This window comes from Chitinimonas violaceus (genome assembly GCF_052601015.1).
In genome coordinates this window covers 126,590-153,018 of sequence record NZ_JBQXDJ010000001.1, presented here as the reverse complement: position 1 = coordinate 153,018, position 26,429 = coordinate 126,590, and the positions used below count along the sequence as shown (strand labels likewise).

The 26,429-nt window shown below is 51.1% G+C and carries 22 protein-coding genes; 14 read left to right on the top strand and 8 right to left on the bottom strand.

All coding sequences use genetic code 11. The annotated features are described in order from the left end of the window. Positions 1-103 precede the first annotated feature (103 nt). The 5 genes from ACUHMQ_RS00650 to metH all read left to right on the top strand — a co-directional run bounded on the left by ACUHMQ_RS00650 (position 104) and on the right by metH (position 7,927). Entirely contained in the window at positions 104-514 is a 411-nt protein-coding gene (locus ACUHMQ_RS00650) for a DUF4124 domain-containing protein (protein ID WP_445293504.1), read from the top strand. A 359-nt stretch (positions 515-873) separates the two neighbouring features. Continuing rightward, a complete protein-coding gene (gene glnL / locus ACUHMQ_RS00645) occupies positions 874-1,944 on the top strand; it encodes a nitrogen regulation protein NR(II) (protein WP_445293503.1) in 1,071 nt (356 codons plus the stop codon). A 17-nt stretch (positions 1,945-1,961) separates the two neighbouring features. Beyond that, the gene (gene ntrC, locus ACUHMQ_RS00640) at positions 1,962-3,365 is read left to right on the top strand and encodes a nitrogen regulation protein NR(I) (RefSeq protein WP_445293502.1); all 1,404 of its coding nucleotides are present in this window, start codon (positions 1,962-1,964) and stop codon (positions 3,363-3,365) included. Positions 3,366-3,370: 5 nt separating this feature from the next. Then, positions 3,371-3,820: a GNAT family N-acetyltransferase gene (locus ACUHMQ_RS00635; RefSeq protein ID WP_445293501.1), complete on the top strand. Its 450-nt coding sequence runs from the start codon at positions 3,371-3,373 to the stop codon at positions 3,818-3,820. Between the two features lie 390 nt (positions 3,821-4,210). Next, positions 4,211-7,927, top strand: coding sequence for a methionine synthase (gene metH, locus ACUHMQ_RS00630; RefSeq protein ID WP_445293500.1), 3,717 nt, complete (start codon positions 4,211-4,213; stop codon positions 7,925-7,927). 111 nt (positions 7,928-8,038) lie between these two features. On the opposite strand, the gene ACUHMQ_RS00625 is transcribed toward metH, so the two are convergent. The 3 genes from ACUHMQ_RS00625 to ACUHMQ_RS00615 form a co-directional block, all read right to left on the bottom strand. Continuing rightward, entirely contained in the window at positions 8,039-8,656 is a 618-nt protein-coding gene (locus ACUHMQ_RS00625; RefSeq protein WP_445293499.1) for a CDP-alcohol phosphatidyltransferase family protein, read from the bottom strand. Positions 8,657-9,066: 410 nt separating this feature from the next. Further along, positions 9,067-9,279, bottom strand: coding sequence for a hypothetical protein (locus ACUHMQ_RS00620; protein WP_445293498.1), 213 nt, complete (start codon positions 9,277-9,279; stop codon positions 9,067-9,069). 550 nt (positions 9,280-9,829) lie between these two features. Beyond that, complete coding sequence (locus ACUHMQ_RS00615) at positions 9,830-10,114, bottom strand: hypothetical protein (RefSeq protein ID WP_445293497.1); 285 nt, start codon at positions 10,112-10,114, stop codon at positions 9,830-9,832. Positions 10,115-10,453: 339 nt separating this feature from the next. Between ACUHMQ_RS00615 and ACUHMQ_RS00610 the strand changes: the two genes are divergently transcribed. Together ACUHMQ_RS00610 and ACUHMQ_RS00605 are read left to right on the top strand one after the other, a co-directional pair. Then, positions 10,454-11,023, top strand: a complete 570-nt coding sequence (locus tag ACUHMQ_RS00610; protein ID WP_445293496.1) for a hypothetical protein — start codon at positions 10,454-10,456, stop codon at positions 11,021-11,023. Between the two features lie 398 nt (positions 11,024-11,421). Further along, the gene (locus ACUHMQ_RS00605; RefSeq protein WP_445293495.1) at positions 11,422-12,012 is read left to right on the top strand and encodes a chalcone isomerase family protein; all 591 of its coding nucleotides are present in this window, start codon (positions 11,422-11,424) and stop codon (positions 12,010-12,012) included. Positions 12,013-12,173: 161 nt separating this feature from the next. On the opposite strand, the gene ACUHMQ_RS00600 is transcribed toward ACUHMQ_RS00605, so the two are convergent. After that, complete coding sequence (locus ACUHMQ_RS00600; RefSeq protein WP_445293494.1) at positions 12,174-13,055, bottom strand: substrate-binding periplasmic protein; 882 nt, start codon at positions 13,053-13,055, stop codon at positions 12,174-12,176. A gap of 575 nt (positions 13,056-13,630) precedes the next feature. On the opposite strand from ACUHMQ_RS00600, the gene ACUHMQ_RS00595 reads away from it, so the two are divergent. Continuing rightward, positions 13,631-14,920, top strand: coding sequence for a DUF3103 family protein (locus tag ACUHMQ_RS00595; RefSeq protein WP_445293493.1), 1,290 nt, complete (start codon positions 13,631-13,633; stop codon positions 14,918-14,920). Between the two features lie 247 nt (positions 14,921-15,167). After that, complete coding sequence (locus ACUHMQ_RS00590; RefSeq protein ID WP_445293492.1) at positions 15,168-15,293, top strand: hypothetical protein; 126 nt, start codon at positions 15,168-15,170, stop codon at positions 15,291-15,293. Between the two features lie 75 nt (positions 15,294-15,368). Here ACUHMQ_RS00590 and ACUHMQ_RS00585 read toward each other — a convergent pair whose 3' ends face one another. Further along, a complete protein-coding gene (locus tag ACUHMQ_RS00585; protein ID WP_445293491.1) occupies positions 15,369-16,175 on the bottom strand; it encodes a substrate-binding periplasmic protein in 807 nt (268 codons plus the stop codon). Positions 16,176-16,522: 347 nt separating this feature from the next. Between ACUHMQ_RS00585 and ACUHMQ_RS00580 the strand changes: the two genes are divergently transcribed. Beyond that, on the top strand, positions 16,523-17,167 hold the full coding sequence (locus ACUHMQ_RS00580) for a hypothetical protein (RefSeq protein ID WP_445293490.1): 645 nt from the start codon (positions 16,523-16,525) through the stop codon (positions 17,165-17,167). A 65-nt stretch (positions 17,168-17,232) separates the two neighbouring features. On the opposite strand, the gene ACUHMQ_RS00575 is transcribed toward ACUHMQ_RS00580, so the two are convergent. Continuing rightward, positions 17,233-17,976, bottom strand: a complete 744-nt coding sequence (locus ACUHMQ_RS00575; RefSeq protein ID WP_445293489.1) for a substrate-binding periplasmic protein — start codon at positions 17,974-17,976, stop codon at positions 17,233-17,235. A gap of 627 nt (positions 17,977-18,603) precedes the next feature. On the opposite strand from ACUHMQ_RS00575, the gene ACUHMQ_RS00570 reads away from it, so the two are divergent. Both ACUHMQ_RS00570 and ACUHMQ_RS00565 read left to right on the top strand, forming a co-directional pair. Beyond that, positions 18,604-19,200 carry a GNAT family N-acetyltransferase gene (locus tag ACUHMQ_RS00570; protein ID WP_445293488.1) on the top strand — a complete coding sequence of 199 codons (597 nt, stop codon included), beginning with the start codon at positions 18,604-18,606 and terminating at the stop codon, positions 19,198-19,200. A 2-nt stretch (positions 19,201-19,202) separates the two neighbouring features. Continuing rightward, positions 19,203-20,198, top strand: a complete 996-nt coding sequence (locus ACUHMQ_RS00565; RefSeq protein ID WP_445293487.1) for a fatty acid desaturase family protein — start codon at positions 19,203-19,205, stop codon at positions 20,196-20,198. Between the two features lie 102 nt (positions 20,199-20,300). On the opposite strand, the gene ACUHMQ_RS00560 is transcribed toward ACUHMQ_RS00565, so the two are convergent. Continuing rightward, the gene (locus ACUHMQ_RS00560) at positions 20,301-22,133 is read right to left on the bottom strand and encodes an ABC transporter ATP-binding protein (protein ID WP_445293486.1); all 1,833 of its coding nucleotides are present in this window, start codon (positions 22,131-22,133) and stop codon (positions 20,301-20,303) included. 223 nt (positions 22,134-22,356) lie between these two features. Next, positions 22,357-22,614 carry a restriction endonuclease subunit S domain-containing protein gene (locus ACUHMQ_RS00555; RefSeq protein WP_445293485.1) on the bottom strand — a complete coding sequence of 86 codons (258 nt, stop codon included), beginning with the start codon at positions 22,612-22,614 and terminating at the stop codon, positions 22,357-22,359. A 326-nt stretch (positions 22,615-22,940) separates the two neighbouring features. On the opposite strand from ACUHMQ_RS00555, the gene ACUHMQ_RS00550 reads away from it, so the two are divergent. Further along, a complete protein-coding gene (locus ACUHMQ_RS00550) occupies positions 22,941-24,101 on the top strand; it encodes an alpha/beta hydrolase (RefSeq protein ID WP_445293484.1) in 1,161 nt (386 codons plus the stop codon). A 112-nt stretch (positions 24,102-24,213) separates the two neighbouring features. Beyond that, positions 24,214-26,031, top strand: coding sequence for a lipid A export permease/ATP-binding protein MsbA (msbA, locus tag ACUHMQ_RS00545; protein WP_445293483.1), 1,818 nt, complete (start codon positions 24,214-24,216; stop codon positions 26,029-26,031). Positions 26,032-26,429: the final 398 nt, after the last annotated feature.

The window sequence follows — 26,429 nt, the reverse complement described above, 5'->3', positions numbered from 1 at the left end:
CAATTCCGTATTGCTAACGCGCAGATGACTTTGAACAGGTTCTCACGCCATATCTGATTCTTTGGCATGCTAAGATTCGTCCATCGCTTTTCACCACATTGTCATGCTGCTGCGCCCTCTACTTATTACCTGCTTTGTTCTACCTGCCGTTGCAGACATCTATAAGCATGTCGATAAGGACGGCCAGGTCACTTATTCGAATATCCCCATCAAAGGGGCGAAGCGCATGGAGTTGGACCCGTTACCCAACAGTGTGCCTGCCCCGCGCCAGTCTCGTGCCGCCAGTACACCAACGCCCGGCAATTTCCCCCGTGTGGATAGCGCTACCCAAAAGACCCGCGATGAAGGCCGCAGGCAGATTCTGTTAGACGAGATGGCCAGTGAACAAAAGTTGTTAGACGATAGCCGCCAGCGCCTGAATGCAGCGCCGCAGGACGCCAAACTGCGCGATAAGAAGTTGTTCCATGAAAAGAACATTGAAACGCTGCAGAAAGAAATTGCACGCGTTCAGTAAGCCTCATCCATCCCAGCCTGCTGCATTACCAGCACCTACTTCGCTGTAGCTCAGTTCGTTCCTCACAGTCTTTCGCATGTATTGCACTACAATGGTGCACAAATGCCGCATGCGTGCGCCCCAAAATGGCGCAACTCTGTTTCTAACACTTAAAATCACGACAAGTTGCTGATTTCAAAGCGGTCGAAACTCGCTTTATCGTGGCCCGCAATTTGCTAAAGGCCTGCTTACGGTCTGTTGCGAGAAGTCGTGCTCAGCGCACAGCACAGTAATGCGGCACCTGAGCCCTGAGCATAGTTGCTCGCGACAGATCATGAACAGGCTTCGACACAAGCTCAACCCACGCTCCGGCAACGTCTATGACCCACACCACTTTTGCTGGCCTGGAATTAATCGAAACTGCTGTCATCGTTCTCGATACAGCACAGACTGTCTGCCACCTTAATCCCGCAGCGGAAAACCTGTTCGAGCTGTCGGCACGCGAAACCATCGGGCGCCCCTTATCGGCCTGCTTTTCAGAACCGGGCGAGATCCTGGCTGCGCTGGAAGCAGCGGAGAAACAAAACGCCAGCGTGACCGAGCATGATGTCGCCTTGGCTGTCAGGCTGGGATACACCATCCATGTCGGCTTCACCGTACGGGATATCGAATCGCCTGCGTACACCGTATTGGAATTTCGCCAGACCGATCAGCAACGCAAGATCGCCAATGAAGAGCGACTGGCAGCCCAACAAGTGGCGAATCGCCAGCTGATCCGCAATCTGGCGCACGAAATTAAAAATCCACTTGGCGGTATTCGCGGTGCAGCACAGCTCTTGAAGAAAGAACTGCCTGACCCTGCTTTGACCGAATACACACAGGTGATCGTGGACGAGGCAGACCGCCTGCAAAGCCTGCTGGACCAACTGCTGACGCCCCATCGACTGCCCCAGGTCGGGGAAGTGAATATCCACGAAGTCCTGGAACGGGTACGCACCGTATTACTGGCCGAATTTCCCAATGGGTTGGCTGTGCGGCGAGACTATGACACCAGTGCTCCTGATCTTTTCGGCGACAAGGAACAGTTGATCCAAGCCGTGTTGAATATCGTCCGCAACGCTGCGCAAGCCATGCATGGCGCCGGCCAGATCGTGCTTAAAACCCGTGTAGCCCGGCAGGTAACGTTGAACCGGCGTCGCTTCCCACTCGGCCTTACCCTGGAAATTACCGACAACGGCCCTGGCATACCCGAGCATATTCGCGACACATTGTTCTATCCGCTGATTTCAGCACGGCCGGGTGGTACAGGCATCGGGTTACACCTTGCGCACACCTTCATACAGCAACACAACGGCATGATCGCCTTCGAGAGCGAGACTGGCCGCACCAGCTTTACCATCACCCTGCCGCTGAATGGTTGGACACCGATCGACGGCAATAACAATAAATAAAGCGAAGATTCCTGCCTATGAAATCTGTCTGGGTTATTGACGACGACCGTTCAATCCGTTGGGTATTTGAAAAAGCCTTAGCCCGGGAAGGCATCGCCCACCAGGCATTCGCCTCGGCATCCGCCGCATTGGATGCTCTGAAACTGGAAATGCCCGCCGTGGTAGTCAGCGACATCCGCATGCCGGGCGAGTCGGGGCTCGACCTGCTTGCAGAGCTGAAAACACGTTTCCCGCGCTTGCCCGTCATCATCATGACTGCCCACTCCGACCTGGAAAGTGCGGTTGCCGCATTCCAGGGGGGCGCATTCGAATACCTGCCCAAACCTTTCGATGTAGACCATGCGGTGGAGCTGATCCGCCGGGCGCTTGATGAAAGCCTCAAGCAGGAAGTCGTCGAGCCTATACCGGAAGAAACGCCAGAGATGCTAGGCCAGGCTCCTGCCATGCAGGATGTATTCCGTGCCATCGGCCGGCTAAGCCAAAGTGCCGCTACGGTGATGATTACCGGCGAATCGGGGTCTGGTAAGGAGCTGGTGGCCCGTGCACTGCATCGACATAGCCCGCGTAGCGCCAAGCCATTGGTTGCCATCAACACTGCTGCCATTCCCAAGGATCTGCTTGAATCCGAGCTGTTTGGCCACGAACGTGGCGCCTTTACTGGCGCACAGAATCAACGCACCGGCCGCTTTGAACAAGCAGAAGGCGGCACGCTCTTCCTTGATGAAATCGGCGATATGCCACCAGAGTTGCAGACCCGTCTATTGCGGGTATTGAGCGACGGCTATTTCTACCGGGTAGGTGGCCATATTCCTATCAAGGCCAATGTGCGGGTTATTGCCGCCACCCATCAAGCACTGGAGGAAAGGGTAAAAAACGGCTTGTTCCGCGAAGACCTTTTCCACCGCCTGAATGTAATCCGCTTACGCCTACCGCCTTTACGCGAACGCCGCGAAGATATTCCGCTTCTGGCCCGTCACTTTCTGGTCACCTCTGCGCGCAGCCTGGGTACCGACCCCAAACGGTTGACCGACGAGGCAATGCGCATACTGGCCAGCTTCGATTTTCCTGGCAACGTGCGCCAGCTCGAAAACCTGTGCCATTGGATTACCGTCATGGCGCCCGGTCAGGCCGTTGGCCCTGTTGATCTACCGCCAGAACTCAAAGGCGAAGCCGGTCTTTCCAATGCCAGCGGTGACTGGGTAACCCAGCTTGCCAACGAAGCGGACCGTCGCTTACGCGAAGGGGAGCGCGGCTTTATCGAAGTACTGACTGAACAATTCGAACGGACGTTGATACTCCGGGCATTGGCTGCAACCGGTGGCAAACGTATCGAAGCGGCTGAGCGGCTTGGCCTTGGGCGAAATACCCTGACACGCAAGATTCAGGAACTGGACCTGGAACGGGAAATAGGTGGGGAATAAAAACCATGCTGCGAATTGAATCTGCTTCACCGCTATTGCCAGAAGCTCGACGCCTCATCAGCGCCCTCGATGAATATCAACGATCCCTTTACCCTGCGGAATCTAATCACCTTCTCAGTATCGAAGCACTGGCCCAACCGGAGGTGGATTTTCAGCTGGCCTGGCTGGGTGACAAAGCTGTCGGCTGCGCCGCCATCGTCGCCAAACCCGGTTATGCTGAAATCAAGCGTATGTATGTCGAACCTACATGCAGAGGCCAAGGTGTCGCCAAGGCGTTGATGACCAGATTGGAATCCGCCGCGCAGCAACGGGGCCTCGTAGCCCTTAAGCTGGAGACTGGAATACACCAGCCCGAAGCCATCGCGCTATATCGGCATTACGGCTTTACCGAGTGTGATCCGTTTGGCGACTATCGACCAGACCCATTAAGCCTGTTCATGCACAGAGCCCTCTAAGAGCCGCTAACAAAACCCTTCTGGCGTTGTTGCGCAAGCTTGTCGTACCCACGTACTGCCTACGCTTGCACGCCTAGCCAGAATCACTTCGCTGAGTTTTGTTAGCGACTCTAAGAACCTGTCCATGATCTTGCTGCGCAGCCGTGATCAGGACTTATGTGCTGCTCTGCGCCCTGCTGACAGCTGCACGCGACAGATCGTAAACAGGTTCTAAGTGCAGAAGAAACTCGACAAATGAGGCAAGGGAAGTCAAATCACTTCAACAGGTCTTGAAGATCATAGGACCGTGCTGCATGAGAACCATTCATGTACACAATGCCCTCCATAGCCGGGTGGAAACATTGCACGTGGTAAAATTGCGCACTTTCCCCGCAATATCAGGCACCTACCATGACCTCGCGCCGTGACCAGATTTCCACCCTGCTGAAAAACCGCATCCTGATTCTCGATGGCGGCATGGGTACCATGATTCAGCGGCATGCATTGGGGGAAATGGATTACCGTGGCGAACGTTTCAAGGATTGGCCTAGCGACCTGAAGGGTAATAATGACCTGTTGGTATTGACCCAACCGGACATCATCGCCGGCATCCACCAAGCCTATCTTGATGCTGGCGCGGACATCATCGAAACAAACAGCTTCAACGCTAGCAGCATTGCCATGGCCGATTACGACATGGAATCGCTGGTTCACGAGCTGAATGTCGAAGCAGCCAAACTGGTAAAAAAACTGTGCGTGGCGCAAACCGCCAAGACGCCGCACAAGCCGCGTTTCTGTGCCGGGGTATTGGGCCCGACCAACCGAACCTGCTCAATCAGCCCCGATGTGAATGACCCGGGCTTTCGCAATGTCACCTTCGATGCGCTGGTGGAAAGCTACACCGAAGCCATTGATGGCCTAGTGATTGGCGGTGCAGACCTGCTGCTGGTCGAAACAATTTTCGACACCTTGAATGCCAAAGCAGCTGTATTCGCCATCCACAAGTATTTTGATGATCGCCCCGATATTGAGCGCCTTCCGGTGATGATCTCCGGCACCATTACCGATCAGTCGGGCCGTACGCTGACAGGGCAGACCACCGAAGCCTTCTACAACTCGCTGCGCCATGCCGATGCCATCAGCTATGGCCTTAACTGCGCTTTAGGCCCAGATCTGCTTCGCCCCTATGTGGAAGAGATGGCGCGTGTTTCGGAAAGCTATGTATCAGTTCACGCCAATGCCGGCTTACCCAATGCCTTTGGTGGCTACGATTTATCCGCCGAGGTGATGGCCGAGCATGTTCGCGAGTGGGCCGCTACTGGCCTCGTCAATATTGTCGGTGGCTGCTGCGGCACCACGCCAGATCACATCAAAGCCATGGCTGATACACTGGCCAGCATGCCGCCACGGCGGTTGCTACAGCTCACGCCGATGTCAAGGCTGTCGGGCCTTGAGCCCTTCAATATTGGCGATAACGACCTGTTCGTGAATGTGGGCGAGCGGACAAACGTCACGGGCTCGCGCGCATTCGCGAAGCTAATTCTGGCAGGTGATTACCCAGCTGCGCTCGAAGTGGCTCGCCAGCAAGTTGTGGCAGGTGCCCAGGTCATTGATATAAATATGGATGAAGGCATGCTGGATGCCGAAAAAGCCATGGTCACCTTCCTTAACCTGATTGCATCCGAGCCGGATATTTCACGCGTACCGGTGATGATCGACTCCTCCAAATGGAGCGTCATCGAAGCTGGCCTGAAATGCGTGCAGGGCAAATGCATCGTCAATTCGATCTCGATGAAGGAAGGCGTACAAGAATTCATCAAGCATGCTCAACTGTGCAGACGTTATGGTGCAGCTGTCATCGTCATGGCATTCGATGAAGTTGGCCAAGCCGATACATTTGAGCGCAAGATCGAAATCTGCCAGAAGAGCTACCACATCCTCGTTGACCAAGTAGGGTTCGACCCTGCCGATATCATTTTTGACCCCAATATCTTTGCTGTTGCCACCGGTATCGAAGAGCACGCCAAATACGGCCTCGACTTCATTGAAGCCACTGGTTGGATCAAACAGAACCTGCCGCACGCCAAGATTTCCGGCGGGGTATCCAATGTCTCCTTCAGTTTCCGCGGTAACAACAAGGTGCGCGAAGCCATACATGCAGTTTTTCTGTACCACGCAATCCAGCGCGGTATGAGCATGGGCATCGTCAATACCAGCGCGCTTGAGGTGTATGAGGAAGTCGATGCTGAGTTGCGTGATGCTATTGAAGATGTAGTGCTCAACCGCCCCACGGCGGACGGTATAGATGCCACCGAAAAGTTAATCGCGCTGGCCGAGCGTTTCAAGGGTGATACGAATGCCCAGAAGGGTGAAGATCTAAGCTGGCGTAACGGTACACTGCAAGACCGCATCACCCACGCTCTCGTCAAGGGCATCACCACCTATATCGTTGAAGACACCGAAGAAGCCCGCCAAAGTCTGCCGCGCCCCATCAACGTTATCGAAGGCCCGTTGATGAATGGCATGAATCACGTTGGGGATCTATTTGGGTCAGGCAAGATGTTTCTCCCGCAAGTGGTCAAATCAGCCAGGGTGATGAAAGCCGCTGTTGCTTATCTCGAACCCTTCATTGAAGAGGAAAAACAACGGCTGGGCTTGGCTGACACCTCCGCCAAGGGCCGGATAGTGATGGCAACCGTAAAGGGAGATGTCCATGATATCGGCAAGAACATTGTCGGCGTGGTGCTGCGCTGTAACAACTACGAGGTAATCGACCTTGGTGTGATGGTGCCTGCGCAGAAGATTCTGGATACCGCACGCGAAACCAAAGCCGATATCATCGGGCTGAGTGGTTTGATCACGCCATCCCTCGAAGAAATGGCCCATGTAGGCAAGGAAATGCAGCGCCAGGGCTTCAGTATTCCCTTGCTGATTGGAGGCGCTACCACCTCCAAAGTACATACCGCAGTCAAAATCGCGCCAAATTATCCCCAACCGGTTATCTACGTACCCGACGCTTCACGTGCCGTTGGCGTGTGCTCCAACCTGCTCTCGGAAGAACTGAGAACTGATTATGTTGGCCGGGTAGCCAACGAGTACGAGAATATCCGTACGATACATGCGGGTCGCGGAAAGCTTGATCTGCTCAAGTTGGCAGATGCACGCGCCAACCGGTTCCAAGCTACCGGTGAATACGACTGGGCTATTTACAACCCGCCAAAGCCAAAGCAGCTGGGGCTGATCAAGTTCGAAAATTACCCGCTGGCGGAAATTGCCGAATACATCGATTGGAGTCCGTTCTTCAATGCCTGGGAGTTGTTCGGCAAGTACCCGAAGATTCTCGGCGATGCTGTCGTGGGCGAATCAGCCCGTGCACTTTTTGCAGACGGCCAAACCATGCTCAAGCAGATAGTCGAGAACAACTGGGTGCAAGCCAATGGCGTGATCGGTTTATTTCCAGCCAACAGTGTTGGCGATGACATTGAACTTTACAACCCTGCTAGCGGCGAGAAGCTGATGAGCATGCACTGCCTACGTCAGCAGAACCGCAAATCCGAAGGCAAACCCAACTGGTGTCTTGCTGATTTCGTCGCACCCAAAACCACGGGCAAGGCTGACTATGTCGGGCTGTTTGCTGTGACGGGCGGGTTAAATATCGACCCGCATGTAAAGCGATTCGAAGATGCAAACGACGACTACAGCGCCATCATGGTCAAAGCGCTGGCCGACCGGCTTGCAGAAGCCTTTGCCGAGTTGATGCACGCCAAAGTGCGACGTGAGATATGGGGATATGCGACAGAACAGGATCTGACAGTGGATGACCTTACTGAAGAGCGCTACCGCGGCATCCGCCCCGCGCCCGGCTACCCAGCCTGTCCGGACCATACAACCAAGACCGATATGTTCCGCGTACTAGGCGCAGAAAGCATCGGTATGCAATTGACCGAGGGTTATGCCATGTTGCCTACCGCTGCGGTCAGCGGACTTTATTTCAGCCATCCGCAATCGCAGTATTTTGCAATCGGCAAGCTGGAGAAAGACCAGGTTGAAGACTATGCCAACCGCCGCGGTGTCAGTGTCGAGCAGGCAGAGCGAGATTTGGCACCCAACCTTGCTTACAACGCTTAGAACCTATTCATGATCTTAGAGGACTAAGACTTATCGTACCCACATACTGTTTACGAATAAAAAACGACCGCTTGATACTGCGGTCGTTTTTTATTGGGGATCAAATTGGCACTACAGTTTCGGGATCTTTATCCGGCTGATCATTAGTGAGCCCGACACCGCGAACATCAATACAAGAGGGTGGAATTGGAAGCCGCCGATATAGATCACACCGAACCACATCTGTTCACCAATTGCATCCTGCGATACTGCGTATGCCAATATTCCAACAAGCAACAATGAAGTAGGAATAGGCGTGCCTTCGAAGTACTTCACCTTGTCGCCAGCATCCGCCAACTTCTCCGCGGTAACGTTGTACCGGGCTAAGCGCGAAACACCTGCGGCCACAAAGAACAGCAGCACAATGCGATCAAACAAACCCTGCATGCCGCAGCCATAAGCAATTACTGCCGGTGCAACACCAAAAGAAATCACATCAGCCAGCGAATCCAGTTCGCGCCCCATGGCGGAACTTTGCTGACGCCAACGCGCAATACGCCCATCCAATACATCGAACAACAATGCAAACGGAATCAGGCCACATGCGAAATAGAGATGAAGCTCCATATTCGTCTGCAGGTAGGTCATCACTGCGAATAGCGCGCCCACGCCACAAAAAGCGTTGGAGAGCGTAAACCAATCAGCCAGGTGAAACTCGCGGATCATGGAAAAAGGTTTGGGTCTATTCATCGTGTTATCCGGCAATCGAATGCGGCGATGTTAAAGCAAACGGACACAATGCGCCGCAGGCATAACAATGGCCCGAGATGACTATGACTCATACCAATCCATTTAAGTATTCAGCGCAAGCTTTATAGCGCCTATCAGCACCCGGCCACAACATCCATATCCCGGCAAATCCTGATCACTGCTGTGCAGCAGGACCGTAAGCAGAATCTAACGGCGGGAACAAAGAAACAGGCATTAAGCTGCCTAAAATGCACAGACTCTGAGAGAAACAAAAAGGCTGACATGCAAAAACAGACAGCCTTCTTTTTCATCGTTAAATCAAGATCAGCTTCCCACCCAAACACAACGGCCTCAGCATTGAGGTCGATTGATGCAAACATCAAAGGTGGAAGCTGAACCTGCAGTAGATCCTAGTTCACACTGTTGCTACGTGCGCTACGTGTCCGAGTACCGGGCAAGTACGCATAGCTCATATAGCGAGCTGTAGCACGTCCAAGGCGCGACTCCAGTTCAACCTGCACTTGCCGGCCGATAGGCTCGACTGCCAGTACCTTGAACTGAATCTGCTCACCATGGATTTCCTGGGTGAAGTAGTCACCTGCTTTCAGATCTCGAATAATCATGCATTTTCCTTTAGTTATTTTTATTGCGGGGCCTGCAGCATCACAAGCTGCGTTGCCTGGCGAGCTTGAAACCTACCAGTGTCGACAGGTTTGTCAAACACAAAAGGCTCAAGTTCCGAGCAAGCAGCATGAAAAGGAACCACTCAGACCACAAATCTGTGTCTAACAGTCAAGTGTCCCTGTGCATGCACCGCAGGCATGGCGTTCACCATGCCAATCAAAAAACCAGGACAAAACGGAAAAGGCGCACTGCCAGCGCAAATGCTTTGTCTTGGCGCGAAGCCTCAGACAGTAAGCAGACAAAGCGCAAGGGATAGCGCTGTTCTGCAGCAAGCTTGGGTATCAGGGGAAGAGAATTCGCAGAAGTGCGAAAGGACTACCGGAGGAACGAAAAGCTTGAAAACTGTACAGGAGCTTTGGCCGAAGTAAACCAGCCAACGGCGCGCACTTTAACACAAGCCTTGTAGCATTGTCGCTAAGTATTTGTTTTGCCTATTCGGTCTGCTATCAAGCGGTGGGCAGGTACCGCACCACCGCTTGTGATACGCCCTCACTTCGATTGCTTGAGCTTAGCCAGAATCGTTGCCGGATCTTCGCTCTCTTGAAGCACCAAGCGTATACGGTTAAGCGCCGCAGCGGCTTGGTCAGGGTACTTGCCGAAGGTAATCAGTGCACTATGCGTCCAGCCTGCTGCGGCCAGAACATCTTTACGGAACTGTGCCCCATCAGCATCCCCCCCCGCAATCTGCTGTAACGCACGCTCGATGAGCACATGCGGGAAAGGATCGCGAGATAGTGAGGAGAAATGCTGGGCTTTGACTTCATCGAATTGCATGGTGTGAACTCCTTGTTAAAGGCTGGTTTCATCTAAGCCTACCCACGCACGATTTGCCACACCCGTTGAGCAAAATATTTTGCTCTTGCTACGCCACCTGCTCATCCGGCTACCAGGACTGCCTACACAGCGATGTTTGAATAATAAGTAGCGCTTTTAATCAATCTGCATATTAATATTAATTTAATTAACCAGATAAAGGCATAGCGCACACTATTTTATACATAGGCATTGTGAATATTATCTGAAATACGTAACCTAATATCCCTCGTTTGAAGGATGTTTGTATTTAAAGACTGGGGCACTCTGTATACATCATTCACCACTTGAGAAATAAAAATGAAAAAATCGACCGCTATTCTTGCTATTGTATTAGCTAACCTTCCTATGCTTGCACAAGCGACGGGAAGATGCTTTCCTGTATTTGGAACAATTCAGTTAATTCCTGATCCACAGTGCCAAATTATTACAGCCTATCCAGGCAATAATTATTTAGGATCCAAAGAAAATAAGGATCCAGCAGCTCCTCCCGTTTGTTTCAAAACAATCGCCAGTGGCTTAGGAACTGGCTTCTCTGGCCTCACCATAGAACCCGTACTCGGCATAGATAGAGTACAAACCGCAACACCCAGCACGCTGGAGGAGAAAGACATCCCCCCGATTCCCAGCGCCAAGGCGACACAAACACGGCAAATGTTTACTGGCCGAACCGTACTGAACACCCCTTACGGGAAGATTTTTAGCGCGGAAGCTGGTGCAATGAGTGGGGTCGGTTCAACAGAGCAAGCCATCATCGTGGACGGAAGAGGTTACTTTGCTGGCGCAACTGGCCATATTTATGCTTTTGGCGATTTCATCGGCATTAATAAAAAGGGTAGCTACGTAGGTGAAATCTGTTTGAAGCGCTAACTAATTCTTGTGATGCTTCAGAACGGGGGATGATCTCGGGTAAGTCATCCCCTGTCCTGTAACGTAGCTGTTGTGCAATACCGACAGGTATACCCTCGTTACGCAACTCTCTTATAATTATTCAAGCGCTTGCTTGTTTAATTCTCAGTAACTCAGGCATCATAGAGTAATTGTTCCACCCCCTCTTAGAACTTGTTCAAAGCCTTGCGAAACAAAGCTCAGACAGCTGAGGAAGCAGAGTTTACAAGTTGTAAATGAGCATTCCGAAGTTGTTTCTGACGTCGTATTGCTGACTCGCAGGTTACTTTGAGCAGATCCTTAGCCAGGAGCGGAACATTGAGCCCTACACAACAATGCGCTCTGCTGGATGAGTGAATCTAAGGAAGGAACCGTAAATAATGAGTAGTTATACTAGAAAGTGGCTAGCGTTGATTGGCTGTCTATCAGTCCTCAACCTATCCGCCATGGCAAATACCGAAGTCTCCGGCATTATGGTGGAGGATAGTGTGAAGGTCGCCAACACCGAGCTGAAACTAAACGGCGCAGGTGTTCGTACTAAAGCATTTTTTAAAGTGTATGTAGCCGCGCTATATCAAAGCGACCGCAAATCCACTACTGCCGAAGTAATCACTACTACAGGCCCTAAACGTCTTTCCATTACCATGTTGCGCGAGGTCAGTGCCGATACACTGAGCCAAGCATTATTAGATGGCCTGAATAACAATTGTACGAGCGAAGAGAAGGCTCGCCTATTTAACCAGATGCTAGCAATAGGAGAGATTTTTGGAACGCATCGCTACATAAAACCTAACGATGTCATGACCTTGGATTGGATACCCGGCACAGGTACCGTTATTCAACTGAATGGTAAAAGACTGGGCGAGCCATTACCGGACAATAATTTTTATGCAGCCTTGTTGAAAGTATGGCTTGGAGAAAAACCAGCCGATAAATCCCTTAAACAACAACTACTTGGGAAATCAGCATAGTTTGGTCACAGTCAAAGGAGATAGGCATTTTGAGGTAATATGCCTATCTCTAGAGTAACGGCACCGTAAATCAATCACCTATCAGCTAGGCACATCAGTCTTAGCTAGAATAACACTAAGAAATTTATATCGTTCACGATATATACTGGGTATTAAAATGCCTAGTTATCGTACCGGCCTGCGTAGTAATCTTTTTCCATCTTGGCCAGCTTGCCATTACTTTGCAACTTAGCCAGACCTTCATTAAATCGCTTTACCAGTTCTGCATTTCTTGGCAATTGACGGCTTAACATTAATCGGTACTCACGGCGCTCCGTCACAATTGAAGAGTAGGTAATTCGCTCCGCCACATCGGGAGGGAATTTATTACGTAACAGATGCAAACCAACAGACTTTACCAAGGGAAAAAAGTCGATCCGGCGAGCCAGTAGCTGCAAGAAACCAGAATGCACATCGATAGTTAATTCACGGCGTATTGCACCACTCTTCACCTGTGCTTCCCACACACCCAGCTTGGACCCCAGCGGAATACCCATGACTAGTCCGTTCAAGTCCTCCACCCGCTGCCATACCAAAGGTTTGGCACGTAGATAGAACACAACTTCGTCATCCACTATGACTGGGTCACTAAACAGGGCGAATTTCTCACGCTCTGCCGATATCGACCACACCAATGACCCATCAATTGCGCCCGCCTTGACCAACTCCTGAGCGCGCGCCCAAGGGTAAAACTCATATTGCACCTCCACACCAACAGCCTTGAATGCCTCTGTCACGATATGAGAGGCATAACCAGCATGCGGTAACTTCTCCGAGAGATACGGTGCCCATTCACCGTTCGCCAATCGGATGTGATCAGCCGACCAAACCAGCGGCATTTGCAACAGTATGCAGATCAAGAACCTGCTCAAAGCCGGCAACGAACACACCTTAGCCAGGCGGAACAAGCCATTGAAACAAGTACACTTGTGAAACATCAGGTTGGGAATCTCCTGGCAGGTAAAGACATAGCTGCCCAGTGCCCCACTGGTAGCAACTTTCAAGCACCATGCGCACCTCGATAAGAGGCGTACAACGGTACCGTGAACCGGTTTTAACAACCAATTACGCAGTACACGCATCGTCTCTCTGCCTGGAAACCAACGCCTCGGAGTATGTTCATCTCTATCGTGGACAGATTCTAAGCACAGCTGCTCGCGACAGATCGTAAGCAGGTTCCAACACGCATGCTTAAACTTAGCATGCCCAAAAGCCTTCACCCTCAGCATTTCCCCAAGCTTCCATCACAAGCCGCGGCATTGGGTACTTGCGTCTATTCATTGCGCATAATTCAATGGCGCACATTCCTAGCCATACGTCCCGAAACAGATTCGCATGATTTCATCTGCATACCGCCGACTTATCGACAAGCCGCATTCCGATGCGAATCGAGAAGATAAAGCGATGAAAGTTTAATAATCCGTCGCATTAGTGCAAATATTCTTCATGCAAATGCGATTGTCATTGCCAGCCTTCGTAACTACCTCTAGCTTAGTCCCTGCCAAGCGCTTGTCTGCCTGGCTTTCACGTCCAGCCAACAACGGACGATCAATAAAGAGACTATGTTTGGGGAGCTGTTATGAAATTCACTGCTGTATGGCGCCAACTGAGCATCGGCGCACTGTGTTTTGCTGCCTTCACCAGCCAGGCCGAAGAAATCCGGCCTGAGTTCTCCGCTGAAATGCTTAACGGCATACTTGTTCAGCCCACTGCCATCGACACCGCAAAACGCCAAGCTGCGAAGCAGATCTCTCGCATGCTGGCCGACCCCCTGTTTGCCGCCAGCCTCAGCAAACAGCTCAACACAAGCCCCAAAGTAGGTCGGGAACAAGCCGCCAAATTAAGCAGCGTGTTGGATGACTTCCAACAAAGCCAACTCGCTACAGGCATGGTTAAAGGGAAAAGCACCGACGCCGGACTACGCCAGTTGGAAAAATCCGTTCTGCAGTCCAAAGGCCTTTCCGGCCTCAGCAACGGTTTACTGCAAGTACGGCTTTATCAGCCCGCCAACCAGAAAACTACTGTACCTGTCGACCTGAGCCAGACATTGGTTGCGTTCGAACCAGCAGGTAACGAAAAGCAATGGCGCGTGGTGGAAGCCTACGATCGCAATGGCAAAGTCCATACTTTCGACGCCCGCGTTGCGCCGCAAGTGCCTGTATTGGTAGCAGACATCGATAGCCGCGAGGACCTGCGCGCCGGCTTGCAGCTTGCCAACCGCACCCTGGTAGAGCGCGGCATGCAAAGCAAGCAAGTTGCAAACAGTGCACTTACCGAGCCAGGAGTCAGTGATCTACCCGGAGTCAGTAACACACGCTCAGGGGTAAACGCTGCAGCCAGCAATCGCAACAGCCATAACTATATCGAGACAGCCAAACTGGACCGCATTCAGCTGAAAGACGATATGGAACCCTGGATTTCCGGTGCTGCCGAAATCTATGCCATGGTCTCCGGTGTCCAGCCAGATCAGTCCAAAGCTCAAATCGAACTGATCGAGATGCCTTACCTCGACTACAGCGGCCAGACCTATACACCGAATCAAATCTTGTTCTTCTGGAGCAACTACCGCTTTGCGGCAGCCAATATCCAGTTCTTTGAACACGATGACAATACCAACTACAAGGATTTGGTGGTGGCCGTTACTTCCGGCGTAGAGAAAATTCTGGGCGTTTTCAAACCGGAATACGCTGTGATTGCCACAGTAGCCAGCGCGATCATCCAAGCCATGCCATCGAAGTGGTTTGAGAACAGTGACGACTATGTCGATAGCTTCTACACGCTCGAGAAGAACCGTACCTACACGGACTGGGCTGGCGCAGGCAGCAATGTCACCATGACATTGACTCCGTATCGCCTCCAGAAGCAATAAGTCAGCACGTTGTAAACTGAAAAAAGGGCGCGATATTGCGCCCTTTTTTGCTGCTGTTCACCGCACATAAAATGCGCTCAAGTCGTATCACGTCACTACCCGGCAAGCTCTAGAGCTAACGCTCTTCCCTGCATACATCTATGATCAAACAGCGCAGATTACCCATCGTGACATTCCACAAGTACCTGCGAAAAACTCCTTCTGTATCACTGCAGATTCCCAACCCACGCTGTAAGGAGAACACACCATGGCCAAAGGTCAAATGCGAAGCAATAAGGAAGCAAAGAAACCCAAAAAAGAAAAACCAGCTACTTCACCGGCAGGCTCTTTCCTTGCTCAAACCAAGCCAGCTGATACCAACAAACAAAAATAATTGCCCTAGATTTGTGGGGCCGGCTTTTACCGGCCCTTTGATAGCAATGCGCCAAGTAGAGCAAGCCTGCAATGGTTACTTACCTTTTACGCTGGCAGGGTCAAACCACAATGCTTTCTCTTTCAGTGGCGTTTCGGGTGATAAGGTTGGGTTCTCCAGCCGAATAATCCGGCGTTCATTGAACTTGGCTTTCATGATGCTCTCACCGTTGTAACGCATGAATATCTCGTCAAAGCTGCCATCCTTCAACATCATACGAAGCCCCTCTTCCAACCTGCCTGCCAACGCCATATTCTGCTTGCTGACAAAAAAGTAATACGGGCTGGGATAATGAATCAGCAATCCTTTCTCGATAGCCAGATTCGGGAGTTCCGTATGATTAGCCTCCCACTCATTGAATACTTCGGTCACCCCACGCGGAAATAGATCGATGCGGTTGGCTGCCACCATGCGGAATAGATTGGGATAGTTGCCCGTCAGTACATTCAACCCTGCACGCCGCAGCACTGGGACATCCCCCCAACCATTGCCCTGGCCGATCAGATACTTCTTCAACATTTCAACATTCTGGACCTTATCGAACTCCGGTTGCCTCTCCCTGGCAATCAATGCAATACGGTAACCCATCAAGCCTTTACGTAAGCAGATACGAACAGGCAATAAATCCTGCTCCAGATCAGGTGAAGTGCTTCCCCAGATCAGGGTCAACTCATCACCCTTTTGTATAGCTGCCAGCTGTCGTACCTTATTCATGGGTACCGTGGCCGGCTTTAGCTCGTATGCGCCATAGCGGGGTACGGTGCGCTCAAGTGCGGCCTTCAGAAATTCCAGCTTATCTGCATGCCTTGTATCGCTAGGCGAATCCGGGGCAGGGTAGATCACTGTAGATGCTGCTTCACACGGCCAGGTACATAGTAAGAATATGGCAGTTAAGAACCTATGTACCGATAGCGTACGAGTAATCAGCCCTGAAACAGATCCTAAGAAACAGATTGAAGGCATTCAGCTCTCTCCTTCGTGATCTATCGGAAAATCCCGACAGATGATGATGTCCTCGCTAATGCTCGTGAAAGATCACGGACAGGTCCTTCTAGAAATCATATGTTGCGTTGGTAGTTTCTGCTCCCATAAGCAATAAGCCCCTCTCGTCATTTTCCCGCCAGACGGGCTAAAGCAGATGACACCAATGACGATAGATTGTGGTGAACCAGCGCGACAGGAGAGACAAAATGTCCAATACCATCTCAACCGTAGCCAGCAACGCCTCCTATGCCAGTCAAGCACGCATACGTGCACAAACAGCAACCCCGGCAACAAGTGATACAGCCACACCGCCGTCGACCGATAAAGTCAGCCTTGGCGATGGCAATACTGATGATGTCTCACAAACTTATTCGGACCCTCGCAGCCTGCTTCGCACAGCTCGGCCCGACCTCGCCACTATGTTGGAAGAGTCGGAAAAAGAGGTTGCCCGTTTTATGTCCCAACTACGCGGCATCATCAATGAGCAAGGGTTGAGCTGGAACAAGGTATTCAGTGGCGAACAAAAGCTGACCGCAAGTGCCGAAGAAATTTATGCCGCCAAGCAAGCCATTGCTGAAGATGGAGAATGGGGAGTACGCAAGACTGCCGAACGCATCCTGAACTTTGCCCTGTTCACCGCCGGGGGTGATGCAGGCAAACTGGATAAAGTCCGTTCAGCCGTACAAGCAGGCTTTGATGCCGCGCGCGAAGAATTGGGCGGCCAATTGCCACAGATTAGTGAAGATACTTACAAAACCGTCATGGCGGAGTTTGATCGCTGGCAACAGGAAGGTCTGCCAACCACAGACAGCGTTTCTTTAAAGCCGGTTGAAGTCAAAGCCAGCAAATAAGATTTGTACACAATAAAAGCAGACAGCTGAACCATGAATCAGATGAATACTGATATGAGCGGTATCTAGCGCACCGACACGTATTTCGCCAAGTAGTATGTCAACCGCCCGTTTGCAACCGCAGCACCTATAGCCTTGTCAACGCGTGCAACTACAGCTGGGTCCAGTTTGGGTGAGAAGACCGAAAAAAGCTTAATAGGCGGTACTGGCAACATCAGCAACCGAAACTGATTGATATTGTTACCGGCGACATATCTGGGTGTATAAGGATTAGAAAAAAGGGCTGCATCAGCCCGTCCAAGCCGCAACTTCCCTAGATTGATTTCTTCCCAATCGGGCACTCCTGTCCTATCTACACGAATATCAGGGTGCTCCAGGAAATCGGTGTAATTGGCGCCCAGTACCCACGCGACCGTCATACCCGCCAAGTCCTGAGGCCTATCAACATTCTTCAATACCGAATTGGCATTTACCACCAAACTAGGATGAAAACTTACTACCTCGTTCTGACCAAAGCGTATTGAGCGAATTCGCTCCTCACCTTCTCGATTCAAAATTGGTGCGAAATGAAGCGTGCCCGTACGCAGATTCTCAACTAGGCGAGGAGGTGTAACCGGCTGGTTCCATACAAATTGAACCCCTGCCCTGGGTGCCACCTCCTGGTCAAAGAAATCCACCAGCACACCTTTCGCCTTGCCATCATCACCAACAAATGCCCAGGGCGAAATCTTGAAGAAGCCTGCCTCCAGTGTCTCAGCATGTACCACCACGCCAAGACAAAGCGTAATAAATAAAAGCAGGCGGTACATGACACTTCTCCTAGAAACCATCACAAGTCGGTGAGAACCACACTCTTGCGACACAACCGTGATCTGGCTTTGAGGACACTCATCAGGTCACTGTCTTGAAGGTTGGTGAGCAACCCATGACAAGCTCAAACCCCATACAACCTACAAAAGATACTTTTGCCAAGCGCGCTCATCTACAGTACCGAGTTGAGGCCAGCCATGCACTCGACTTGGTTGTTAATCAACTGTTCTGACACTCATAAGTATCCGTTTCTCTCAGTTTAGCCAGTACAAAGAAGCGCCGGCTAACAATCGATATATGTCCAGTTGATTATGCTTCTTATTCAAACAAAGACATTTACAACCCACCAAACAGATTTGGAAAAAAATTAAAGCCAATATTCTATCTTTAGATACAAGAATTAACTCACAAATAATCACTTAATCATTAAATTGTTAATATAGAATAACAACGAATTAAATCCTTCTGAATAACTTGCCAGTAAATACTGGTCGAGTTATTGTGCACACACTCTCGGATAACCATTAGAAGATTCACACCAATGCTAATTCTGGCTATGGCACCCGCACGACTATACAAGCAGATCATAAGATCCTCTTTGCAAATTCCACAATAAGGAGAAAAAAGTGGATTGGCATATTTCTGTCAAAGATCTGAATAGCAATGAATTGCTACATGAATTACTGGAAAGACAAAGACTTTCTTTGCACAGATTTGGTTTGAAGGACGCGATAGTAAAACAGGAAGATCTGGAAATCATTCCTGGTATGTATGCCGTAACCGCATCTCTAAGCACCACAGGTGAGATGATAGGGGGGATGAGGATCTATACCAGAAGTGAGAACCATTGCCTGCCCCTGGAATCAGAAGAAAGTTTTCTGCCGGAGGAATATCGAGACATTATCCGAGTAGAGCCCAATATTTGTGAATTGCGGGGCTTATGGGTTGCTGCCGAATATTCCGGACGTACTCTGGCAAAAGAGATTATGGCTCGAGCTGTCTTAGAATGTTATACCCAGGGGTTTTCTGGTGTGGTGGGCACTACCCAGATTCGTACCTTTAAACATCTCGGTGAACCATTAGGCTTTACCAGAGAGATGAGTATTCCTCCTTTCCCCTTTCCTGATGCCAGGTTCGAAACCATTGTCGCATGGCATCAAAAGAATGCCGTCACCGCATTGGAAGATGATTTATATCGCGAAGATACGGCAGAGGCAAATTGACCATGAACAAACAGGAATGGAGTCGTTGCAATGCCCAATTTCGCAATACTGAGAAACGCTGGCGTACGTTTGGCATAATCGGGCTGGATATTTTCTTACTGTTCGCCGCTACTTACCTAATCTTGATTGGGAAGCTATATACAGTACCCGGTGTACTTCTGCTAAGCATCGTGTTTCTTCACTTTTACTTACTACTACATGAAGCAACACACTCTGCAGTTTCACACTCCAAATTTCTTAATGACCTGATTGGCCATATTTGTGGGTGGATTATTATCATGCCTTTTCTTGCCCGGAAAAGATCTCATCTACTACACCATGCGTGGACAGGGCACCCAGAAGGCGACCCAGCCAATAAACGGCTTATCAAGTTCTTTTCTACCATCACACAGAAGAAAACCAGAAACCTGGAGCGCATCTGGAGTAGTTGGATGCCGCTGTTCACGCTGAATGACAGAGTAGGGCTCTGGAAAGATGCATTCCAGGAAAGACAAAAGGGAAATGCTTCACCAAGAATTAAAAAGGAAATTCAATTTGTCTATACATATGCGGCCGGATATATCGCATGCATAGCCCTGCTCATACAACAAGGCATCTTGCTCCATTTTCTGGGCACCTATTTCTTGGCACTCTTCATACTTTTCTTTTTAGAAGAGCTTGCAAATCTACCTCACCATGCTGAAAAGCCACTTATTGGCCAGACAGACAAAGCCTTGCCTTATTGGGAACAACATAAGGTAACGCATTCATGCAAAAGTCTACCTATATGGTCCAAGTATGTGCTGCTGAACTTCAATCTGCATACTGCTCATCATGCTTTCCCTTGGGCGCCGTGGTATAGCCTGCCGGTATTACACGCCGAGGTAATGAAGCTCATCCCTCACCTCGAAGAAGAACAGACCGACCATGAAATCTCGTGGTCATTGGAAAACCGTAAACGGTCACTATGCAGCATCATGGCGCCTTATGTGGAAGTAGCTCAGTCCCTTCCACGATAAGCACCAATGTCACATATGGCAGTGGCCCATATCAAGAAACTCGATATGGGCCACTGTTAACTAAGAACCTGTTCAAGATCTCTTGTAAGCGGGTTCTTAACGTTAATTGGCTTCCTCACCCAAGAACCCACCACTCTGATGCGCCCACAACCGCGCATAGAGACCGCCTTTTTCCAGCAGATCAGCATGGGTACCCTCTTCCACAATCCTGCCGCCATCCATCACGATCAACCTGTCCATCGCAGCAATAGTTGATAGACGATGGGCAATCGCGACCACGGTCTTGCCTTCCATCAAGCTATACAGACTGCTTTGGATTGCAGCTTCAACTTCGCTATCTAAAGCACTGGTGGCTTCATCCAACAGCAGGATGGGCGCATCCTTAAGCATGACGCGGGCAATGGCAACTCGCTGGCGTTGCCCACCACTGAGCTTCACACCGCGCTCACCGACATGGGCTTCAAACCCCTTGCGACCTTTAGGGTCGGTAAGGGTTTGGATAAAATCGTAAGCCTCAGCGCGCCTAGCGGCAGCGACCATCTCCTCATCCGTAGCATCGGGGCGGCCATAAAGCAGATTGTCCCGTACTGAACGATGCAACAGGCTTGTATCCTGCGTCACCATACCGACTTTCCAGCGCAAGCTGTCTTGTGTGACGTGGGCAATGTCCTGGTCGTCGATATAGATGCGGCCTTGCTCAAGATCGTAAAACCGCAACAACAGGTTGACCAGTGTGCTTTTCCCCGCACCGGATCGACCAATAAGCCCAATCTTTTCACCTGGCTTAATAGTGAGATTGAGGTTATCGATCACCGGCTGCTCGCCTCCATAGGCAAAGGTAACGTTATCAAAACGCACCTGCCCCTGACTGACTACCAACGGCTTGGCGTCCGGCGCATCTTTCACCGTGATCGGGCGAGACAGGGTATTGATACCATCCTGCACGGTACCAACGTTTTCAAACAAGCTGGCCATTTCCCACATGATCCAGTGCGAAATACCATTGAGGCGCAACGCCATGGCTGTAGCGGCAGCAACGGCCCCTACGCCTACCTGGCCCTCCATCCATAACCACAAGGTTACACCTGCTGTACTTGCAACCAGCGCCATGCTGAGGATGTGGTTGATGATTTCAAACGCACTCACCAAACGCATCTGTGCATAAGCGGTTTGCATGAAGTCCTGCATTGCGCTCTTGGCAAACTGGGCTTCGCGCTGGGTATGGCTGAACAACTTTACCGTGGCGATATTGGTATAGGCATCCGTAATGCGCCCCGTCATCAGGCTACGAGCATCGGCCTGCTGCTGCGCCACCCTCCCAAGCCGTGGCACAAAGAAATACAAGGTACCGATATACGCAACCAACCACGCCAGGAAAGGCCATAACAGTGTCACGTCGAAACTACCGACAACCGCGATCATGGTGATGAAGTAGATACCGATGAAAACCATGATGTCGCAGACGATCATCACGGTTTCCCGTACCGCCAATGCGGTCTGCATCACCTTGGCCGAAACACGGCCAGCGAACTCGTCCTGGTAAAAGCCCATGCTCTGGCCAAGCAGATGGCGGTGGTAATCCCAGCGCAGCAGCATGGCGAAATTACCCGCCAAGCCTTGGTATTTACATAAGGCTTGAAGGGCAATCAACAACGGACTGGCGAGCAAAATACCCGCAAGTATTAATAAGTGGGTCTTTTCCTTCTCCCACAATTGATCAGGCCGGACAGAACTGAGCCAATCGACTACCGAACCAAGCATGCTGAATAGCAATGCTTCGAAGGCACCGATAGCGGAAGTCAAAACAATGAGCCAGAAAATCAGCCCACGCATTCCTTGCGTACCGGCCCATAAGAATGGCAAAAAGCCCTTTGGAGGCTGAGCCGGGGGGGCGTCAGGATAAACATTGACGCGTGATTCAAACCAGCTAAACACGGGATTCCTCTATTAAATGATTGTTGTTATTGGAGAAGCCTAGCAGTGTAGCGCGACACACGAGCTGGCCAAAAGACGCAGCGGGGTACGAGAGGGATATCGTCGGGGTGTGGCAATGAGAGGCGTATTCTTTGTCCACTCAAGTGTAGAGAAAGTTCACTGAATCAATCGGTTCTGTATCTTCAGCCCCCAACTTCATGAAGAAGTAGTCATTAGCTAAGTATCAATACCGCTTGAGTTTGCAATCCACCTTCACGTAACCCAGCTCAAGGGTCAACTCGTAGCTTTCCTTGTGCACCACCATGCTGATCACGTCGGTGGAGAAATTGAACATCTGTTTCAAATACGCTTCCAGATCTTGCTTACTGGCATGGGCCAAACCGTTTTCGCGGTCTTGCAGAAACTTATCGATACGGGTGAGAACAGCCGCGATTTCCTTGCGGGCATCGTCAGATGGTGAGATTTCGAAGTCGAGGATCATGTCGGCTAGAAAGGTAGGAAGCGAATGAATAATCGGGTTTGGTTAGTTAGCGTTTTTGCCAGATAGTAAGTCTAGGCTACATATAGTAATTGGTTGGTTTAGCGGGATTCGCCGACCTCAGAACCCGTTCAATATCTGTCACGAACAGCTGTCAGCAGGGTGCAGAGCAGCGCAAAAACCGGAATGTACATGGGGTACATGAGGATTTTGAGCAGCACATAATCCCTGATCACCGCTGCGCAGTAAGATCGTGAATAGGTTCTCAGAATCGCCACACCACAGTTGATAGCGCTTGGTAACAGCTGGCTCTGCCGCAAAGGATGCCCATGCCCAGGTCGTTACACTCCTCAACGCCCAGCGCGGGCTATCTACCGGCAGCCAAGGCTGCCTTTATCCACACCGCCAAACAGGTGGAGACTGTACATCTGTTGATTGCGGAAACCTCTTTCGAACCCCTGCTACGGTTTCCATTACTGAAACTACCTGTGCGAGCAGTACATCAAATACATAACGCCATGCTGGGCAAAGCCTATAGCGCTGTACGACTAGGTGGCGTAGGGTTGCTCTCATTAGTCGGGCTAGCATTACGGCCCAGTTCCCCACCACCAGGAGTAAGCCGCTTGCAAAGCATACTCAATGGCGCATTTGGCGACACATTGGAGGCTGGCGCCAACCCTTTAGCCTACGAGATGAGCTTTTACGAAGCGGGTTCCAAATCGCCATTGGATCAAATAGCCTTGGCTCAGAAGGTCGTTGCAAGCGGCGGCCGCCTATGTGTGTTTATCCACGGTCTAGGGCTTGATGAACACTGCTGGCAGGGTGAAGCCGATTTTGGCCAACGACTGAGCGCAGACTTCGGCTATGCGCCGATTTATCTGCGCTACAACAGCGGACGATCGATACAGACCAATGCTGCAGCCCTGGCAATTTGCCTGCATGAATGCTATGCCAATCTACCCTATCTGAACGATCTGCTTCTGGTTGGGCACAGCATGGGGGGGCTATTGGCACGCAGTGCTGTCTACCACGCCGCAGAAGCAGGGATGGGCTGGCTACAGGCACTACATATGGTGGTCTGTCTTGGCGCACCACATCGCGGTGCACCACTAGAGAGAATTGGCCGACTATTAACAGTGGCGATGCAGCTTAATCAGATCAGCACACCTTTCGCTGCACTTGCCCAACAACGTAGCCAAGGCGTACAGGATCTACACGACGGCCTGCTCGACCCCGAGAGCGGTCGAACCCAACCGATACTACCTGGCGTACCTTACCGATTTGTTGCCAGCAGCCTGCTACCCAGCCTGCAACACCCAACAGCACAAATACTTGGCGATGGCATGGTACCACTGCCCAGCGCCAGCGATCCTGGCCTTGATGGCGACGTAGCTGTAGTGCAGCTGGCCGGCATTGGCCATATGGGTTTACTTAAGCATCCAAAAGTATATGAAGCCTTACATACCTGGCTAACTGAACAACCCGCATAATCTGCCCAGAAGCAGATCAACATTAGTTACTGACCTCCCCGCTCTTCGTAGTGATTGACAAGCGTTCGAATCACGCTATCAGCTTTTCCAGCGAACGCGGTTACAATGCGGGGTGATTTCAATTGCCCAATCCTCATCTGTGCCAAGCAGCCGCGAACTCTATTTCCGCATTCTCCGCCACACCCTGATATACAAATGGCCCCTGGTCATCTCAATGGTGTCGTTAGGATTAGTAGCCCTAACCGAAGCAAGTTTTGGCTGGCTGATTCAACCCCTGATCGACCATAATTTCGGTGGCAAGGCCGGAGAATTACCGTTGATTGGCAAGATATTGCCAATCAACATGTCTCAGCACTGGCCGTTGTGGGGAGTACCAGTTGCCTTACTGATCGTGGCTTTCCTACGCTTTATTGCCAACTATGCGAATGCCTACTCCTCATCATGGCTGGCAGCCCGAGTACAACACGACTTGCGCGGCTTAATGTTTTCCCGGCTGATGCGTCTGCCGGTTGCGACATATGACCATGAATCCGCTGGCGTATTGCTTTCGCGGGTAGCCAACGACGTAGGCGCCATCACCCAGGCCAATACCCAGATACTGACCGTCCTTTTCAAAGACAGTCTGACGGTTATTTTCTTGCTGGCATCCTTGTTTATTATCGACTGGCAACTCACCCTACTCTGCTTTGCGGTTATCCCAGCCATCGCCATTTGTGTTTCTTTGATGGGTAAACGTATGCGCCGCCTGAGCTTGTTTGGCCAAAGCGCTGTGGCAGAACTGGTGCGCATCCTGGACGAATCACTGGGCGGCCAACGCATCGTCAAGGTTTTTGGTGGGCAGAGATACGAGGAGGAACGCTTCGACCGTGCCGCCAAGCATGTTCGGCATGCGGTGGTGAAACTCGATACCACCTCTGCGCTGAACTCAGGCGTTGTGATGCTGATAGTGGCTACCGTATTGGCAGCCATCATCTACTTTGCCTCACTGCGCAGCCAGGCCGCGGTGCTGACTGCCGGCGCCTTTATTATGTTCATCATGCAGATGATGCAGCTACAGCAGCCCATCAAGAGCCTGACCAAAGTCAATGAACAGCTGCAGCGCGGCTTGGCTGCAGCGGAGACCGTTTTCGGTTTGATTGATCGACCAATCGAGCCCGACAATGGTCAACATACCATTGCACGCGCCCAAGGCGAGATTCGATTCGAGCAGGTGCGTTTTCGTTATGCTCAGTCAGAACGCTGGGCACTCGATGGCATCGACCTGACGATTGCACCAGGTGAAGTCGTGGCACTCGTGGGCAGTTCTGGTGGCGGTAAAACCACGACAGCTACATTGCTGCCCCGCTTTTACGATCCAGTGGAAGGTGCGGTGAAGCTCGATGGCATCGATTTGCGAGACTATAAGTTGTCCAACCTACGCCAACAGATCGCGATGGTGAGCCAGGATGTTGTGCTGTTCAATGACACACTGGCCGCCAACATCGCTTATGGCTCGGGCAGTAACATCGATATGGCGCGCGTTGAAGCCGCCGCAAAAGCCGCATATGCAGCCGAATTTATCGAAGCCATGCCCAAGGGTTACCAGACTCAGGTTGGTGAAAACGGTGTACGGCTATCCGGTGGCCAGCGCCAACGCTTGGCCATTGCCCGCGCACTGTACAAAGACGCACCCATTCTGATTCTGGATGAAGCCACCAGCGCACTCGACAGCGAATCGGAGCGCCAAGTGCAGGCAGCGCTGGATGTGCTGATGAAAGGCCGCACCACGATCATCATCGCGCACCGTCTTTCCACGATTGAAAATGCCAACCGGATTGTGGCGATGCAAGGCGGAAAGATTGCGGAAATCGGCAATCATGCGGAACTACTTGCTCGCAGCGGGGTATATGCAAAGTTATACCTGAACCAACCCGAGAAGGATTTTCATTAGACTCAGCCAGGTCATACGGAGCCGGCTATAACGCGATCTCTCGCAATCACCAAGACAGACTTCAATACAACATCTCGGGACTTGATCAAAATCTACTGCGCATTAACGACACAGTATTTAAACGTCCTCGGAATGCACATTTACTCTTCGTAAACTCTGCATTTTTTTGGTGCTCTACCTTAGCTGCGTCTATCTCACAACTGGTTACTTAAGCGCTTGTTCAGCACCTCTCACCCGGGAAAGGCAAGGCGAAAACAACTGAGGACGCAGAGCTTACAAGCGACAAATGAGCACTCCGAAGTTGTTTTCAACACTGACGCAAGCAGACTATTGAACCGGCTCTAAGAGGCCATGCATACCTTATGCGCAACTAGTTTTCATACTGAATGCTTAGTTGT